Source organism: Methanothermobacter sp. KEPCO-1, assembly GCF_008033705.1.
Classification (GTDB): domain Archaea; phylum Methanobacteriota; class Methanobacteria; order Methanobacteriales; family Methanothermobacteraceae; genus Methanothermobacter; species Methanothermobacter marburgensis.
In genome coordinates, this window is sequence record NZ_CP042937.1 from 1636654 (window position 1) to 1654265 (window position 17612).

At 50.2% G+C, this 17612-nt stretch carries 17 protein-coding genes; 8 read left to right on the forward strand and 9 right to left on the reverse strand.

Annotated elements, in window-relative coordinates; translation table 11 throughout:
- The first annotated feature begins 5 nt into the window (after positions 1 to 5).
- From FVF72_RS08805 to FVF72_RS08815, 3 genes are all read left to right on the forward strand, one after another.
- Entirely contained in the window at positions 6 to 1262 is a 1257-nt protein-coding gene (locus FVF72_RS08805) for a DNA repair exonuclease (protein ID WP_147671895.1), read from the forward strand.
- 71 nt (positions 1263 to 1333) lie between these two features.
- Positions 1334 to 3847, forward strand: coding sequence for an AAA family ATPase (locus FVF72_RS08810; protein WP_147671896.1), 2514 nt, complete (start codon positions 1334 to 1336; stop codon positions 3845 to 3847).
- Positions 3848 to 4339: 492 nt separating this feature from the next.
- Positions 4340 to 4846 carry a hypothetical protein gene (locus tag FVF72_RS08815; protein WP_255503717.1) on the forward strand — a complete coding sequence of 169 codons (507 nt, stop codon included), beginning with the start codon at positions 4340 to 4342 and terminating at the stop codon, positions 4844 to 4846.
- Between the two features lie 196 nt (positions 4847 to 5042).
- Here FVF72_RS08815 and FVF72_RS08820 read toward each other — a convergent pair whose 3' ends face one another.
- From FVF72_RS08820 to FVF72_RS08840, 5 genes are read right to left on the reverse strand one after another with little or no spacing between them, the layout of a single operon-like run.
- Positions 5043 to 5387, reverse strand: a complete 345-nt coding sequence (locus tag FVF72_RS08820) for a hypothetical protein (protein WP_147671898.1) — start codon at positions 5385 to 5387, stop codon at positions 5043 to 5045.
- A gap of 50 nt (positions 5388 to 5437) precedes the next feature.
- Positions 5438 to 6304, reverse strand: coding sequence for a thiamine pyrophosphate-dependent enzyme (locus tag FVF72_RS08825; RefSeq protein WP_147671899.1), 867 nt, complete (start codon positions 6302 to 6304; stop codon positions 5438 to 5440).
- Positions 6301 to 7974 (reverse strand): 2-oxoacid:acceptor oxidoreductase subunit alpha, encoded by a 1674-nt coding sequence (locus FVF72_RS08830; RefSeq protein WP_147671900.1) that lies wholly within the window; start codon positions 7972 to 7974, stop codon positions 6301 to 6303. The genes FVF72_RS08825 and FVF72_RS08830 overlap by 4 nt, the downstream gene beginning before the upstream one ends.
- A 39-nt stretch (positions 7975 to 8013) precedes the next feature.
- Positions 8014 to 8505, reverse strand: coding sequence for a peptide-methionine (S)-S-oxide reductase MsrA (gene msrA / locus FVF72_RS08835; RefSeq protein ID WP_013295741.1), 492 nt, complete (start codon positions 8503 to 8505; stop codon positions 8014 to 8016).
- A gap of 9 nt (positions 8506 to 8514) precedes the next feature.
- Positions 8515 to 8943: a hypothetical protein gene (locus FVF72_RS08840; protein WP_013295740.1), complete on the reverse strand. Its 429-nt coding sequence runs from the start codon at positions 8941 to 8943 to the stop codon at positions 8515 to 8517.
- 181 nt (positions 8944 to 9124) lie between these two features.
- Between FVF72_RS08840 and FVF72_RS08845 the strand changes: the two genes are divergently transcribed.
- From FVF72_RS08845 to FVF72_RS08865, 5 genes are all read left to right on the forward strand, one after another.
- A complete protein-coding gene (locus tag FVF72_RS08845; RefSeq protein WP_147671901.1) occupies positions 9125 to 9367 on the forward strand; it encodes a hypothetical protein in 243 nt (80 codons plus the stop codon).
- 20 nt (positions 9368 to 9387) lie between these two features.
- Complete coding sequence (locus FVF72_RS08850; RefSeq protein WP_013295738.1) at positions 9388 to 10599, forward strand: Mur ligase family protein; 1212 nt, start codon at positions 9388 to 9390, stop codon at positions 10597 to 10599.
- Positions 10600 to 10766: 167 nt separating this feature from the next.
- A complete protein-coding gene (locus tag FVF72_RS08855; protein WP_187239634.1) occupies positions 10767 to 13763 on the forward strand; it encodes a Mur ligase family protein in 2997 nt (998 codons plus the stop codon).
- On the forward strand, positions 13741 to 14910 hold the full coding sequence (locus FVF72_RS08860; protein ID WP_147671903.1) for a hypothetical protein: 1170 nt from the start codon (positions 13741 to 13743) through the stop codon (positions 14908 to 14910). Before FVF72_RS08855 ends, FVF72_RS08860 begins: the two co-directional genes overlap by 23 nt.
- A gap of 4 nt (positions 14911 to 14914) precedes the next feature.
- Positions 14915 to 15568, forward strand: coding sequence for an NTP transferase domain-containing protein (locus tag FVF72_RS08865; protein WP_242451118.1), 654 nt, complete (start codon positions 14915 to 14917; stop codon positions 15566 to 15568).
- Between the two features lie 51 nt (positions 15569 to 15619).
- On the opposite strand, the gene FVF72_RS08870 is transcribed toward FVF72_RS08865, so the two are convergent.
- The 4 genes from FVF72_RS08870 to FVF72_RS08885 all read right to left on the reverse strand — a co-directional run bounded on the left by FVF72_RS08870 (position 15620) and on the right by FVF72_RS08885 (position 17554).
- Complete coding sequence (locus FVF72_RS08870) at positions 15620 to 15829, reverse strand: hypothetical protein (RefSeq protein WP_147671905.1); 210 nt, start codon at positions 15827 to 15829, stop codon at positions 15620 to 15622.
- Between the two features lie 30 nt (positions 15830 to 15859).
- Entirely contained in the window at positions 15860 to 16549 is a 690-nt protein-coding gene (locus tag FVF72_RS08875) for a DUF169 domain-containing protein (RefSeq protein WP_147671906.1), read from the reverse strand.
- 9 nt (positions 16550 to 16558) lie between these two features.
- Entirely contained in the window at positions 16559 to 16741 is a 183-nt protein-coding gene (locus tag FVF72_RS08880; RefSeq protein ID WP_147671907.1) for a hypothetical protein, read from the reverse strand.
- A gap of 126 nt (positions 16742 to 16867) precedes the next feature.
- A complete protein-coding gene (locus FVF72_RS08885; RefSeq protein WP_147671908.1) occupies positions 16868 to 17554 on the reverse strand; it encodes a hypothetical protein in 687 nt (228 codons plus the stop codon).
- Positions 17555 to 17612 lie beyond the last annotated feature (58 nt).

Sequence of the window (17612 nt, forward strand, 5' to 3'; positions counted from 1 at the left end):
AACTGATGTACAGATTCGCACACCTATCAGACTGCCACCTGGGGGCCCAGAAACAGCCTGAACTCCGGGAACTGGAATTCCAGGCCTTCAGGATGGCACTGGATGATGCACTGGAGAATGACGTCGACTTCATGATAATAGCGGGGGACCTCTTCCACTCCAACATCCCAAACATGGAGACCGTCAAGAGGGCCACAATGGAACTCAGGAGGGTCAGGGATGAGGGGGTCCCAATCTACGTCAACTATGGGAGCCACGACTACAGCCCATCAAACACCTCCATGATAGACATCCTGGAAACCGCGGGGGTCATAGAGAAGGTTGTGCGCCCCATCCCCGGAAAGAAGCTGGGACTGGAGTTCACAGTGGATGAGAAGACCGGGGCAAAGATCACGGGCCTATCAGGGAGGTCAAGGGCACTGGAGGTTGACTACTTCAGGAACCTTGACAGGGGGGCACTTGAGGCCGAGGACGGCTTCAGGATATTCCTGTTCCACAGCGCCATAACCCAGTTCAAACCCGTTGATTTTGCAGAGATGGATTCCATTGACCTCAACCTCTTCCCCCGTGGCCTTGAGTACTATGCAGGGGGCCACGTCCACAGGAAGGGCTGCTACATGGAGGAGGGCTACGGTCCAATAGTATACCCCGGGGCACTCTTCGGCTCATACGCAGGGGACCTTGAGGAAAACGCCAGGGGAGAGGAGAGGGGATACTACCTTGTTGAATTCAGTGAAAAGGCAAAAACTCCCCAGTTCAGGGTTATAAGGCCTGCTGACTTTGAATACATGGAATGTGATGTTACAGGTAAGAACTCCCAGGACGCATCCCTCCTCATAGGCAGGGAAATGGGGGAACACGATGTTAAGGGAAAGGTTGTGATGTTCAAGATCAGGGGTGAGCTCAGCTCAGGCAGGACCTCGGACATAGATTCGGCATGGATAAGGAGGGAACTTGAATCCAGGGGGGCCCGTGTTGTCCAGATCAACAGGCACGGCCTCAGCACCCGTGAGATACAGAAGGTGAGGGTCGCTGAGAGTGACATCCCCGCACTTGAGAGGAGGATCTTCAGGGAGAAACTCGCAGGACTTGACATCAGAAACAGAAATCTCATGAAGATTGGCGATTACCTTGCTGTTGAACTCCTCAGGAAACTTGAGAATGAAATTGCCCCCGGTGAGAAGAGGGAAGAATATGAGAGGAGGATCATTGAGGAAGCAGAGGCTGTCATGGGGGTTAATCTGGATGATGATAACCGATGACCTCAGGAGAGATGATGGTGTTGACCTGCTCTCGGGTGAATCCAGATAACTGATATCGGTGGTGATACTCTTTGATTATCAATTCACTTGAACTCAGGAACATAAGGAGCTATGAATCAGGAACTGTCGAGTTTGATGATGGGGTGACCCTATTTGAGGGGGATATAGGTTCAGGTAAGACCACGCTTCTACTTGCAATAGAATTTGCGCTCTTCGGGCTGGGTGACCAGAGGGGTGACAGCCTTCTGAGGGCCACAGCAAATTCAGGTTCAGTCAAACTCACCTTCACGGTTGATGGTGCAGAGTACACCATCTACCGGGAACTTAAAAGGGCCGCCTCAGGGGTGCAGCAGGGGGAACTCTACATCAGAACACCCACAGGGAGAAGGAAACTCTCTGCAAAGGAACTGAAGGCCGAGGTACTTGACATCCTGGGTTACAGGGAACCCCTGAATCCAAGGGCCAGGAGCAGGATATACCGTTACGCGGTCTTCACCCCACAGGAGCAGATGAAGAGCATAATAGAGACCGGAAAAAATGAGCGGCTTGAAAGGCTCAGAAAGGCCTTCGACCTTGAGAGGTACAGCAGAGCAGCGGATAATGCCAGGTTGCTTTCGCGGAAAATCAGGAGATCCGCAAAAAGCCTTGAGGATAGATCCTACGACCTTGATGATAAGAAAAATGAGCTCAACAATATTATCACTGAGAAGGGGGAACTGGAATCTGAGAGGGAAAATCTCGAAGCTGAACTCAAAGAAATCGAGGATGAGATCAGCAAACTCGAACTGGAACTTGAAGAACTCGAAAAGGAGGAAAACAAGATTCGGGCTGCTGAAGATAGGATAGAATCCCTCAAGAATGAAATTGAAAACCTGAGTTCATTCTCAGATAGTCTCAAGAGGAAAAACAGGGACATAGAGGAAGAATATAAGAAATCCATGGATGAACTTCAGAAGTGCAAGGATTTGAGGAAAAAGCTTCAGGAGGAACATGATTCACTCAGAAATGATATTGAAAAGATGAAGGATGAGGAAAAATCCATCAGAGATGACTATGAAAGGTTCAGAGATGCTACTACCAAGCTTGAAGGTCTTAAGAATCAATTTAAGACCCTTTCAGGTGTCATGGACAATGTGGAACGTGAAATCACCACAATTAAGGGTGAGATTGACGACCTCAAATCAGAGATAGGAAAACTGGAGTCCCTTGAGGATCCTGGATACAGTGAGGATGAATTGAAAGCTGAGATGGATAAACTTGAGGGCGAGGTATCGAATCTCCGGCATAAGTTGGGCGCCATTTCTGGTAAGATAGAGGACTACATGTCCATCAAAGATATTAGTGTCTGTCCCACCTGTGACCAGAATGTGGATCCTGAGTACATAAACGATAAACTCAAAGATGCCCGAAAGAGGGAAAAGTCATTTAAATCAAGAATAAAGGAGCTTAAAGCGAACATCAAAAATAAAGAAGAACTCCTAAAACGTGTAATAGAATACATGCGGTCCAGGGAAGAACTCACTAGACTTAGGAAGGACCTTAAGAAGAAGACAGACGAATGTGGGGGAAAAAAGAAGGAACTTGAGAATAAGAAGGAAGAAATCAGAGGCATTGAATCAGATATAAAGAAAAATGAAAGGATAATCAGTGAACTGAAGGATGCGGAATCCCATTTCAGAAAAATTGAGGAGGACCTGGAAGCTCTCCGGGAAAGGGAGAAGAACTGTTTCAGCAAACTTTCAGCATCAGATTCGAAGATAGAGGACCTTGAAAAAAGAATTCATGAACTCAACCCTGAAACCAGCAGGGAATACAGAGAGAACCTCCAGAAGATTAATGAAAATGCTACAATCATCGCTGAAAAGAAAGAGGAAATAAAGAAAAACCAGGAGGCACTCAAAAACAGGGAGAAGGTGGAGGCCAGTATACAGGGGGTAAGTGAAAAGCTCCATGAACTTGAAACTTCTGAGAATGAGAAAAGAAAGAGTCTTGGATCAGTTGGGGGGAAAATCGAGGAAAAGGAGAAACAGATCAGGAACCTTGAGAATGAAATTGATGAAAAGAATAAACTCAGAAAACGTGCCAGTGAACTGAAGGATCATGTGACCTGGCTTGAATCCTACTTCATCCCTGCACTCGCTGACATTGAGACCCATGTGATGGCACAGATAAACCATGAGTTCAATGAGAGGTTCCAGAAATGGTTCAGGGTCCTGGTGGATGACCAGGATAAATCGGTGCGGATTGACGAGGACTTCACACCCATTGTGGAGCAGGACGGCTACGAACAGAACCTGGAGTACCTCAGTGGTGGTGAGAGGACCAGCATAGCACTTGCCTACAGACTCGCCCTCAACATGGTGGTCCAGAGCCTCACCGATGTGCGGTCTGATATACTCATACTGGACGAGCCAACCGATGGGTTCAGCAAGGAGCAGCTCTACAAGCTCAGAGACATCTTCGATGAACTTGAAGCCAGACAGATAATCCTGGTATCCCATGAGGAGGAACTTGAAAACCTTGCAGACCACATATACCGGGTTGAAAAGTCCGACGGTGTATCCACCATACAGAAGGCGGGCTAAATTTTTAAAAGCCCGCAAATAATTTTATTTCCATTTTTGACACTTTAAAGAGTTCTTTAGATTTATATAAGCCTTTAAAATCATTTTAAATTCAAATTTTCATTTTAATGTTGCTTTTAATTTATTGAGCATTCTAGTTCTTCCTTTAACAGAAATAAGCCCTGTAAGTCACTCTTTATACAGTATTTACCTTCTGAATCTCCATCGTATCGGGGAGCCCCTCTGCCCCTAAACTCCAAATGGGATTCCATGATGGTCCCTATCTTCAAATAAAGTGGGATGGATTCTCAGAGAATATCTGAATATTAGAAAAGGATTCTGGTGGCTTTTTTTGATTAAAGGAGCTCTCAGAGCTTTTATTTTATGGAAACATTTATATACTATGATGATGTAACCATTGACTCAGTGTCCTAAGTGACCTGAAGGGTTAGTATTGGACATGGAGGCGATAGAATTACGCGATTCAAAGCAGTCACAGTGCTCTTTGCACTGATGTTCACTGTGGGTTCAGTGCCCATCAGTGAGGCAACAAATACTGGAACAGAAAACGCAAAAATAGTGGCAAAAACACAGACCATAAAGGCGGAACCTGTGAAGGTTGACGCCGCATACAAGTACAAGAAATACAAGAAATATAAAAAGACCTACAGGAAGAAGGTCAAGGCTACGTACCGTACCAGTGTGAAGAAAAGGTACTACAAGAAATATAAGTACTACAAGAAAAAGAGGGTACGGGCGGCCTACAGCACCAGCACGTACCGTTATGATCCAGACATAGGGGACTGCTGGGCTATGAGTGAATACTTATATAAAAAACTCACATCAGCCGGGAAGAAGGTGCGTATAATACAGTACGCCACGAGCATGTCACCACGACACCGCACAGTACAGGTGTACAGCGGCAGTAGATGGGTGGACTATGACTACAGTGGCTACAACAAGATATACCACCCCACATCAAGGAAACCCGGCATGTTTGTGGTTAAATCATCGGCCTAAAGAGGCCAACCCCCTTTAATTTTTCATCAGGTTTGGTTCTTATACCTGGATTCATCGTACCCGGATTCCATTTAACTCTGATTTTCTTTGTGATTACCTGCATCAATTTTATCAGGTTTGGTTCTTATACCTGGATTCATCGTACCCGGATTCCATTTAACTCTGATTTTCTTTGTGATTACCTGCATCAATTTTATCAGGTTTGATTCTTGTCCTCTGGATTAACTGCGTCCTCAATGGCTTCCCCTATGCAGTGGGGGTTCCATCCAACAATCTCGGAACTCACTTCTTCAAGTTCCACCGGTACGTTCTCAAGGCCATAGGGCCTCACGGTTATTATGGGCCTGGAGAGTTTCAGGGCCCTTTTAACATCATCCATTATCTTTTCCTTCATGGTTCCCCAGAGGCCGACAAGGATTATCACAGCATCTGCATCCTCGAGGTCCGTCTGCCTCCAGCTGAGACCTGAAAGGCCGAGTTTCTCCATGAAGACATGGTGGTCCTCAATGTCACCCTCTGTTATGTAAAGCCTGACTTCCATACCAGATTCTCCAGTACAATGATTAAAAGCATGGTCAATTAAAATACACATTAAAGCATCATCTTTGATTTAATGAGGGCCTTCAGCTTACCAGGATCATGCCTCCTCCTCCACAGTGGAGTTGCATCCCCATGGTATATACTGAGGTTCTCCTCGAACGTCGTTCCACCCTCAGCACGGTAGATCACACCCAGCGGAAACTTCCCTGAACCGTAACCCTCAAGGGACTTCTCAAAGGCAAGCGTCCTGTCTGAGGTGTCATGGTTGGTGTAGTAGGTGTTCTCACGGAACCACTGGAATGTGTTGACACGGTTGAAGGTCACACATGGCTGGAAGATATCCACGAGGGCATAGCCATGGTGCCTGATGGCCTCAACGAGAATGTCCCTGGTCCTCTCAATATCACCTGCAAAGGCCCGGGCAACGAAGGTGGCCCCAAGGGCAATGGCCACTGCAAGGGGGTTGAAGGGCTCCTCAAAGACACCGTGGACCTGCACAGGGGTCCTGAAGCCCGGCTGGCTGGTGGGGGACGCCTGTCCCTTTGTGAGGCCATAGACCATATTGTTATGGACGATGTTTGTTATATCAGGGTTCCTCCTTATGTTGTGGATGAAGTGGTTGCCGCCCTCACCGTACATGCAGCCATCACCGCTCACATCGATAACGGTGAGCTCAGGGTTCACGGCCTTTACTGCCACAGCAGCCGGGAGGGACCTCCCATGAAGGCCGTTGAAGTAGTTACACTTCAGGTACTGGGGGAGCTTACCTGCCTGACCTATACCTGAGACAAGCACCAGCCTCTCAGGTGGTATATCAAGTTCTGCAAGGGCCATCTTGAGGGCCCGGAGAATCAAAAAGTTACCGCAACCAGGGCACCATGCCACGTCTGCCTCAAGGTCATAGTCCTCGGGTTTCATTCAAAAACCTCCCCTATGAATTTCCTTATCTCCTCAACACTGAAGGGCATACCATTGTACCTGTTGAGTCGATGGTCAACCTCGAAGCCGGCCTCAAGTTTAAGGAGATCAGCAAACTGTCCCCGGTAGTTGTTCTCAACGACGGCTGTCACATCAAATGATTCGAGAAGCTCACGGGTATCAGGTGCCAGGGGGTAGACCTGACTGAAGTGCACCATGGTGACCTCGGCATCAGATGACTCAATGGCCTCCCTCACAGGCCAGTAGGTGGAGCCCCAGCATATCACTGCACTGGAGTCGTCACCCCAGACCTCAGGTGGGAGTGCATCGTCCCTGAGCATTTCAAGGCGCAGATTCCTCTTCTCAACCATTCTCATTCTTATATTGAGGTCCTCTGTTATGAAGCCGTCCTCGTCATGTTCATCTGAGTCAACACGTACAAGTCCAGAGCCGTAGCCTGGAATCCCCCGGGGGGAGATACCTTCCTCTGTGAGGCTGAACCTCCTGTAGCTGGCATCCGTTTCTATGATATGATACTCTGGCTCCACTCTGATTTCAGGTGCCGGGAGGTTGTAGTAGAGGTCCGCCAGGTACTGGTCTGATAGTATGAAGACGGGTATCTGGTACCTGTCTGCAAGGTTGAATGCATGGGCCGCTATTTCAGGAGCATCCTCGAGTTTCCCAGGGGCGAATATGCTCCTTGCAAACTCTCCGGGTCCCGAGTAGAGGGCCAGGTTCAGGTCCTCCTGGGCCGTCCTCGTGGGGAGACCAACCGCCGGCCCGGGCCTTTGACCAATGTATATGACAACAGGGGTCTCTATCATCCCTGCAAGGCCCACGGCCTCCTCCATGAGGGCAAAACCACTCCCTGAGGTTGCAACAAGTGACCTGGCACCTGCATATGACGCTCCAAGGCACATGTTTATGGCTGCAATCTCGTCCTCAGCCTGCTCAAATACCATATCAAATTCATCGGCATTCTCTGCGATGAATATCTGGAGGGGGCTTGAGGGGGTCATGGGGTAGGATGACATGAACCTGCACCCCCCTGCTATACACCCGAGGCCCACGGCCTCAGTACCGTTGAGGATTACGTGTTTCCTGACAGAGGGGTCCGGTTCAACAGAGACTTTCAGGTGGTTTTTTAGTTCCTCACCAAGTTCATACCCCTTTCTGCCAGCCTTAAGGTCTGCATTGAGGATCTCAGGCCCTTTACGCTCAAACAGTGACCTTACGGCATCGTCAAAGACACTCTCTTCTACCCTGAAGAGACGGGCTGCGGCACCTGCAGCCACAACATTGGCGAATATCCGCCCACCCAGTTTCTCAGCCTCCTCCAGTATGGGAAGGTCAATGGCGTCCTCCTCACCGAGGCTCTTATCTGCAATAATCAGTGTCCCGTTGATTCTCTCCCTAAGGTGGTCCACTGCTCCCGGGCTCAGGGCAAAGAGGACATCTATACGGTCCACGAATGCCCTCACAGGCCCTGACGAGACCCTTATGAGTGTGGAGTTTTCACCGCCACGCACACGGGACATGTACTCCTTGGAGGAGAATATATGGTACCCCGTGGCACTGAAGGCCCTTATAAGGAGTGCCTCAACGGTCTGTATCCCCTGCCCGGCCTCACCGTAGAGGACCAGTGCAACATCATCCCTGACCTCCTTCATTTAAACATTCACCTCACCTTCTATTTCAGGGCAGTGCCCTCAGAGTAGCCTCCTGAGATAACATCTTTGTGTCCTGTTCTTCTCGAGGTACTGCTGGTGGTAGTCCTCGGCCTCATAGAAGGTACCTGCTGGTTCAATGGCCGTCACGATCTTCCCAGTGAACCTCCCTGACTCCTCAAGCTTCCTCCTTGACTCCACTGCCAGCCTCCTCTGTTCATCGTCATGGTAGAATATCACTGAACGGTACTGCTCACCCACGTCCGGCCCCTGCCTGTTGAGGCTTGTGGGGTCATGGATGCTCCAGAAGACATCGAGGAGCTCACTGTAGCTTACAAGGGCAGGGTCAAAGGTGACCTCAACAACCTCTGCATGCCCTGTAAGTCCGGTGCAGACATCCTCATAGGTGGGGTTTTTCATGTGGCCCCCCATGTACCCCACACGGGTGGATACAACACCCCTGATTCTCCTGAATGCATCCTCAACTCCCCAGAAGCATCCGGCACCGAAGGTGGCCTTCCTGTATTTTTTCATCCCTGGCACCTACCTTGATACGTTACCCCGCACCTGGGCCTGGTCTGCGGTGAACCTGAAGGGTGATCCTCCGCCCCCTGCTATGGAGAATGACATGAGGACACTTCCGGTGGGGTTCTTACGGTAGTCAAACGGGCCGCTGATGGTCCAGGAGTAGGTCTGGTTTCCTATCTTCAGTGTCCACCTCCCCATCTGGCCTATACCCTTGAGGTCGCTCGCGCCTCTTCTTGGATCACCGACACCACCCTCAATCGTGAAGCTGGTTCCGGCACTCATCCGGCCAAGGTTAAAGGTCATGCTTGAACCTGGCTGGAGGAGGAAAAAGCGATTACCAGGGTCCCCCGATACGATGTGCCTGCTACCACCACCGGTGGTGTTATTGGCCTCATAGATAAAGACACTCTTTGATGGGCCGATGTTTGTTATTGTGAGCTTCACCTCAACTGTCTCGTTTCCCGGGATTTTGAAGTAGGAGCTGTATATGTAGAGGGCTGCAACTGCGATTATTATGATGGCTGCAAAAAGAAGTATGTACTCTGCACCCCCTGTCCACCTCTATCCTTCATTATCATGTAAGATATATATTGTATGATTATTTATATAAAACTGAGGTGTGGTAATGGGACCCGGGGCAGCTTCTGAAACTCCGCCTGTGAGCTTGGAGGTTATATTAACTGTGGTGGCCGTGATCCTTGCGGTTGTAGCGATCATCCTGCTGATTGTATTTATAGGTAAACGTAAGAGGTCCAGGGAGGAAGAGGAAAAACCTCTCAGACCAGAGGTTTCAAAGAACGAGGATATAATAGCCCAGCTCAAGGAGGAATATGGGGTTTCTGATGATGAGGATTCAGGAGACGATTAACAGTTAATATCGGTGAAGCAATGAGGGTTGCGGTGCTGGGACTTGGAGCTGAGGGTTTAAGGGCAGTTGAGTCACTGAAGAGAAGGGGTCACAGCGTATATGCAAGTGACATACGGCGCGAAATCCCTGCAAAACCTGAGGGAGTTGACCTTGACCTTGGCTTTCATGACACGGAAAAGATAGGGGCTGCAGATGCGGTTGTAATCAGCCCATCAATGATAAAAACTGAATTCATGGAGCGGTTCAGGGATAAACTCCTCTGCAGGGTCCTTGAGGGCCACAGGAAGCCCAAAACCATTGTGGTCACAGGGACCAATGGAAAGACCACAACAGCCACAATGATGGCACATGTACTTGAATGTGCAGGTGAAAGGGTGCTTCTTGGCGGAAATGCTGGCGGCGGATTTGAGGGTTACACAGAACTCTTTTTAAGGGCATCTGAGGAGGAATTCGACTACCTGGTGGTGGAGGTCTGCGATATGACCCTGGAATTCGCATCAGAGTGCTTTGATATTGACCTCGTGGTCCTCACAAACCTTGGCGAGGACCACATGGACTTCCACGGGTCAATGGAGAACTACAGGCGGATGGTGGCAGAATTTCTGAAGGGAAGGGATGCTGTAGTCGGCCCCGCGGAGTCAGATGGAGAACTCAGGGAGGCTCCCCGGCTTCTCAGGACCTACAGTGAGTACACCGGGCCCCTGAGGGTTGAGGGTGGATTCAACAGACTGAACGCAGGGGCCGCATCAGAGGCCCTCAGGTATCTTGGGGTTCCAGAGTATATCATAAGGGAAGGGCTTGCCGGTTTCGAGCCTGTGAGGGGCCGTATAAGGTCCTTCATCATTAACGGAGCATATGTTGTGGCAGGTAAAACCGACAACCCCCATGCCCTGAGGGCAGTACTCTCAGAATCAGAATTCGATGTCATGTTCATCGGGACCCCCAGGAGGTCAGAGGAGTGGCGCCTCCGTATCCTTGATGAGGTTGCAGAGTCACCACCGGAGGTCCTTGTGATATTCCCTGGCCTTGAGGACACGGTTGACATGGTAATGGAATACCTTGAGGGCCTTGAAATCCCATCAGAGGTCATAACGGTTGATGACCCTGATGAAATCCCCGGTATGGTCCTTGAGTTTTCCAGGAAATACAGGAGGATCTTCGTGGGTGGAAACGGTCAGGACAGGATAATCAGGGTCCAGGAAAAACTCGAGGAGATCTCCTCCTGTGAATGAACAGCATCACCTGCGTAAGTGGTATATATGAATAACCCATAATTAATAACTGGACAGCATATTTCTTTAGCATCCGGGAAAATCTGGATTGATAATAACTATTACTTCATGACCATGAATACTTTTAACTTAAAAGAGATCTATGGGTGCATAAATTGATCAGGAACATGAAAGTGCTTGTGCTTGGAGCTGGAAACGCTGGCAGACCCGCCGCAAGATTGCTGAGACACCTTGGGAACAGTGTGCTTGTAAATGACCTCAGGGAACTGGATGAACTGCCCCCCAAGGCCAGGAAGAGAATAGATGAAATGAAAAGGGAGGGTGTAAGGTTCAGGTTAGGGGGTCACAGGATTGAGGACATGCTCTGGGCCGACGCCGTCTTCGTATCACCCAGCATCCCCTCTGATGCACCGGTACGGGGGATGCTGGAGAGTGTGGAGAAGGATCTTATTCACATAACAACATCAGACATAGGGAGGGTCCTGAACCAGCTCATAGGCATCCCCATGGTGGGAGTTGCAGGGACAGACGGAAAGACAACAACCACCAACATGATAGACCACATACTCTCATCACGCTACAGGACGGTGTCATTCTCATCGATCCAGGACTCACTGGTCATTGAGGGACTCGTTGAACTTGTGGTGAATGGTGATGTGAGTAACAGGGACATGGCCGTGTTTGAACTCCCACATGGGACAATAAGGATGGCCGATGGCCTTGAAATAGTGGCTGGTGTTGTGACAAACCTCACACCAGACCACATGGATGAGTTCAGGGACTACGATGAATACATTGAGAGGAACTTCTCAATAAAGAACCTCATAGCCCCTGGGGGTATTCTGGTACTCTGTGGAGATGACCCGGTCATCGCGGGGCTCCTGGATGACCTTGAGGTTAAAAGTGTGGTTTATGGTCTGGGGAATGAAAGGAAGGTTGAGTTCATGGATAGAACCTTCAGTGGCTCTGCAGAACCACAGGTCAGCGCAACAGATATAGACCTCATGGGTCTTGAGGGGTCGGAGTTCACCCTGAAGGTCTCAGAGATACCGACTGCCCTCTGCAGCACCTGCGGATCTTTAAACTGTGAGGAACATGATGGGGTGGTCCATATTGGGCCCCTCACCGAGAGGATAAAACTCAGGGTACCGGGTCTCTTCAATGTGGAGAACGCCCTTGCAGCCATAACCGTTGCACTGGTACTCGGATTTGACATTAGGGATATTAAAAATGCATTAGAGGAATTCAGGGGTATAAAGGGTAGATTTGAATTCATAGATCATGTTGATGGTGTGTCTGTTTATATGGACGCAGCCCACAATCCTGAGAGTATGGAGAAACTCTTTGAGGGCATTGAATTCAAGGGAAGGCTGATAATAAGCCTGGACAACCCTGACACCCTCACAGTGAGGGACAAGTACAGGATAGGCCAGATACTTGGTGAGAAAGCCGATATACTGATTGTGAGCGGCAAGAATGAGACAACAGGTAAGATTGACATGGAAGCGGCCTCTGAGGTTGAAGGGGGTGCCGGCAGGGATAAAACCATAAAGACCGAGAGCGTATATGCTAGCATAAGGAGGGCCCTTGAAATCGCAGAAAAGGGGGATACGGTACTACACCTGGGCCCAGGGGTTGTCAACGCCTATGATAATGTGAGGGATGATATTGAGAGGGCCATAGAGTCAATGAGGGACTTCACAGTTGTCCTTGGAGGCTGCGGAAATGTGGGGAGCCTCATGGCAAGGAACCTCAGGGCCAGGGGTTACCGGGTAATTGTCTCGGATCTGAAGGAAAGCACACACCTCGAGGAGGTCTTCAGGGAGGAGGGAATAGAACTTGACCTTGGGGGTCACAGCATGGATGTCCTCAGGCGCGCAGGCACCATAGCCATCACACCCGCCCTCGAGAATAACAGAAGGGTTCTTGACCTTATCAGTGGACTTGACGCTGATGTGATAGGTGTTGAGGACGTCCTGAATATGTGTCCTGTTGAGAAACCGGTGGTGGGGGTCACAGGGACCAATGGAAAGACCACGACCACCGGTATTCTCAAATCCATAATGAGGTCTGCCGGAAAGTCTGTGCCAGAGCACCACCTCAACATACAGGGCAACACCGAACTGGTACCGGCCCTCCAGGCAAGACTCCCGGGGGACGTGGCGGTGGTTGAGATAGGGACATTCGGGAGGAGGGGTGAGATAAGGCAGTCAGCCCTTCTCTCAGGGGTCTCCGTGGGCGTCATAACCAACATATCAAGGGACCACCTTTCAGGTGGAAGGAGGTTCTCTGATTACATTGATTGCAAGAGGGAGATCCTTGATACAGCAGAGGTTATGGTACTCAATGCCGATGACCCCATCGTCGCATCATTCGCAGAGGAACTGAGGGAGGAGAGAGCGGTGCTCTACGGTATCCAGAGTATGGAGTCGGCGCCTGTCATGCCTGAGGGGAGGGAATGCCCCAAATGCGGCAACAACCTCAAATATACGCGCAGGACCATGGGGCACCTGGGGGACTACCAGTGTGTCTGCGGCTACCGGAGACCCCAGCCTCAGGTCATGGCCATTGATGCATCAGCCGCAGGCTTCAAACTGGTAATAGGCTCCGAGATGAGGGATGTGAAACTCAGGACACCAGGGATTTTCAATGTCTACAATGCGCTGGCAGCCGCTGCCGCCGCATGGGCACTTGGCGTGAGTATTGATGATACAGTGAGGGGAATTGAGTCATTCAGTGGTGTGAGGGGAAGGTTCCAGAAACTGATGGACTCACCAAGGGTCATACTTGACTACGCCCACAACCCGGCCGGCGTGAGGGCGGTGATGCAGGAACTTAAGGGTACCGATGGAAGACTGATAGTCGTAAACACCGTGGCATCTGAGAGCGGAATCGATGGGGACCTGGAAATCTCATCGCTCCTGAAGGATGCAGACACAGTTATACCGGCCTCCTATGCTGCAAGAAGATCCTCCAGTATCCTGGGTAAGAGGGTGGTCCATATAGAATCCAGCAGAAAACGTGCAGGGGCGGGGACCCTTGGAGCGAACCGTGAACAGGTTGAGGAGGCTATCAGCAAGGCCCTTGAAATTGCAGAACCAGGTGACACCGTACTCATAATCGGTGAGGGGGGATTCAGATATGCAGAGGATTATATCAGGTAAGCACATCATTTTACTGGTTATTGTGGCAGCCATCATAACAGCATCAGGTGCATACATTGAGGGAAGTGTTGAACCCCAGCACCCGCTGGAGATAGCTGCCCTTGAGCCTGGAAGCACGGTACTGAAGGGCCAGGACGTCATCGATGAGTCCAGGGTGAGGAGCGTCCCTCTCATACTCCACCCTGACTACATACTTGATGAATTCAACTACATGGACCCTGGAAACCTCCTTCAAGCGATCCTCACAGGGGCTGTGCATGTCCCGATATCCGAGATGACCTCCGGGATAGACCCCTCAGGAAGATCCACTGTGGACGGTCCAGGGGTACTGAGGGTTTCAGGTGACAAACTGGTGGTTCAGGAGCCACCTGTCTTCCTCTGGGCCTACAAGACACCCTACACCTATGGTGTCAAGAGAAGCAATGGTATGGATATCATTGAGAACGGAAGGAAGGTTAGATTTGTCCCGGCGGATAGTATAAGTAACAGCACCGTCCCCCACAGGTACAAATCAGTCAACAGGATAAAGAGGTGGTTCAGAAGGGCTGATGAGGGCGACGAGATAGTCCTGGACTACCAGCTATCCAACTTCAGCGACGGCAGGCTCCCTGTTCCACCAGAGAGGATAGAGGAACTATTTGGTGGGGATGTCCTTGAGTACATGGAGAACTACCCCTCAGGGGCGCCTGTCATGGTGTACACGGGGGGCTACAGGAAGGTCCTGGTATCATCTGCAGTGAGCTACCTGGGCTCATACCCCCAGTACGATGATAACAAGAGGGCCTTCAATGCAAGGGCATTCGCGGCGGCGTGGAATGGCACTGTGATTCCACCTGGAAGTGAGGGTTCAGGTAAGGAGACCGTCAGGTTCACGGCATCAAGGGACCCTGAGGCCCCCGGTGGATACGCGTCCCACGGGTCATGTCCACCTGCAAGGGCCCTCAGGGCCGTTGTCACTGATGCAGGAATGCCACTCCCCAGGGGAATGACCTGGGAGTTCCATGCGGTTCTATTCGGCTTCAACCCGGCGACCGGGATAAAGGTCAGAAATACAGGAAGGTACCCGGTACTCATTGAGATGTGGACGACTGGTGCAGGTGCAGGTACAACAATATACGCCAGAATCTACAGGCTTGAACCAGCATAGGGTGGTGGAGTTGATCTCAGCGGTTGTTACAGCGGCAGGGAGGGGTAGCCGTATGTGCAGGGACATGGTGGAACTCGGCCTTGAGCCTGTCCACAAATTACTGCTCCCCCTCGACTCAGTTACTGTAATAGAGAAAACTCTGGATTCCGTGCTCAGGGCGGGTGTGGATGAGTGCATCGTCGTAACAGGCCACCATGCAGGGGAGGTAGAGGCTGCGATATCTGGTATGGATGTGGAGATTGTGAGGAATGATCCTCCTGATGTTCCACTCTCGGCGTCACTCCTCAATGGTGTTCTATCTGCTTCGGGTGAAATCATACTCTGCATTGCCGGAGACCAGCCTGCGGTATCCCCCGGGACCATGTGGAGGATCGGTGAACACGCTGGCCCTGAGACGGTTTCGGTACTTGCAAGGGGAAGGAGTGGCTGGCTTGATAGTGCCGAGGGCCTCGGGATGCCCCTTGCAGCGAGCTCAGAGCTCCTTAAAAGGTACCTTCCAATGGGTGATGGAAATATAAATCCTCTGCTCCGTTTGATGGTGGATGATGGCATCAGGCTGTACGGTGTTGAGGCATCAGACCCCACTGAACTTGTGAATATAAACCACTACAGTGATTACCTCAGAATAATGGACTATTTTGGAGTTAAAAGGGAATAATTTGGAGGCAGGGTCTAGTCTGCGTTTAAAAGAAAATAGGAGACCATGCAACTAGAATTCTTTTTCCTCGGTCTCCTCTTCAAGAAGATCCAGTCTATCCTCAATCTCCTCAAGGAGCTTACCCACACTCCTGAGGATCTCAAGGGTGTCATAGATCCAGTTTATAACAAGTTCCTGGTCCGCCTCACTCTCATACTTTTTTATCTTCTCCTCGAGGTCAGCAACATCCTCAAGGATCCTGAAGGTCTTTGTCTCAACCACAATCATCACCCCATGTTTTTTTGAGTGAGCCTACTGGCTTATGGCCTCAAGGGCGTTGACAACGCACCCTATGTTCTCGCCGTTGAGTCCCACTATGAGTTCATCATCCCTTACACCTGCGTACTGCCTTGAACCGCTGCACCCCATGGTTATGTTTGCCCTCTTCCTCATGTAGGGACCTGCAACTGCGTCTGCACAGAGTGACTGTATACCTGAGAAGTCTGCCTCAACGCGACCACCTAAGGTGTAGACGAGGGCCTGTGAGATCTTCATTGCCTGGGCAGGGTTGCAGATGATGACTATGACGTCAGGGTCAAAGGTTGCATCCTCAAGGGGCGCGTATACTGCGGCGTAGAACCTGAGGTCAACGGATGGTATCTCATCAAAGGTTCGCTTGGCGGATGCAAAGCTTGCAAAGCGGCCAAGGTTGTAGTAGAACTCTCCTGTTTTGACCTTCTCTGGTGCCTCGTCTATTCCAAGGGCATCTGCACCACCCTTGCATGCCTGGGCCTCTGCCGTTGCATAGAATGATTTTCCTGCAGCGGCCATCTGGACCATTTCACAGTGCCTTGCAGGTTTCTCTATTTTTTCAACGCCCTCAGGAAGGTCATCCTCCCTTAGAACGAGTTTTATAGCCACCGGGGACTTTTCAAGTCCAAGGAGGGTCTTCAGTTTTTCTGATATCACATCATATCCATTCGCAGCGCATACATCAACCACAAGATCACCTCAATCAATAATCTTCACGGGTTTACCGTACTGTCGTTTCTCGAGATGGCCGCAGTCGCGGCACCTGTAGATCACCAGGATGAAATTTCCTGATTCAGGGTATGTCTCCTCAACCTCATCTGCAACTCCACCGCAGACACTGCACCTCACCCGTTCTGGCTGATCCATTCTGTAGTGTATCATCAGAACCACAGTGTAATATATGTAAAAAAGAGTATATTAATTTCTCGGTTTTGTCATCCATTCATGCTGATCTCCCGTTTTTTCAGGGTTTCTCTGGCACTGGTTGTGGATGGTCTCTTTCAGGGTTTATGAGGGGATGTCAGTGGAGTCAAGGGTTATTACAAACTCCCTGGCATGTTCCAGGGTTTCTGGGTAGTCCTGGTACATGTAGTTCTCATAGAGTATGGCGGGTATTCCTCCCTGAATTATGGGTTCCGTTACATAGGCGGGGCTTGTCTGTGACTCAGGGAAGTAGTAGGATAGCCAGCTGATCCTGGATGCAAGTTTCAGGGCTATCATCCTGCTTTGCTCATGGGGGAGTGGCGTGAAAACGAACCTTCTCATACCATAGTTGCCCCTGTTGGAGTGCACATCAACTGCCAGGCTGTAGTTACCCCGGGATACATCGGGGACCACGTATCTTCGTGCAAGGAGCTGTCCTGCCATCCTCCCCTTTTCGTAGTCCTCCGGGTTAAATGTAACGTTGACCCGGTATACGAAGTACGTGTACCTCAGTTTATCCTGGTTCTCCTCAAGGGCCTGCAGCAATGCCCTGTGGGAGTCCCCCTCAAGGGGGTGGACCCCTGTTATGTAGGCTATTTTCACCTCTGAGTCCCTGTTCCCGTAGGGTCCAAGTTTCTCAACTGTGCCCATCTTATCAGAGCCCAGAACCACAGCTTCCTTCCTATCTGTGCTGTGGAATGAGGGGTTCAGCAGGTAAACCGTGATTAGGGCTCCTGTGATTATGAGTGATAGGATCAATTTTCTCTGCATACTGAACTTCCATTGGTATACTGTTTTCCCGTTTGATACTTTGAGGATAAAAGTTTGT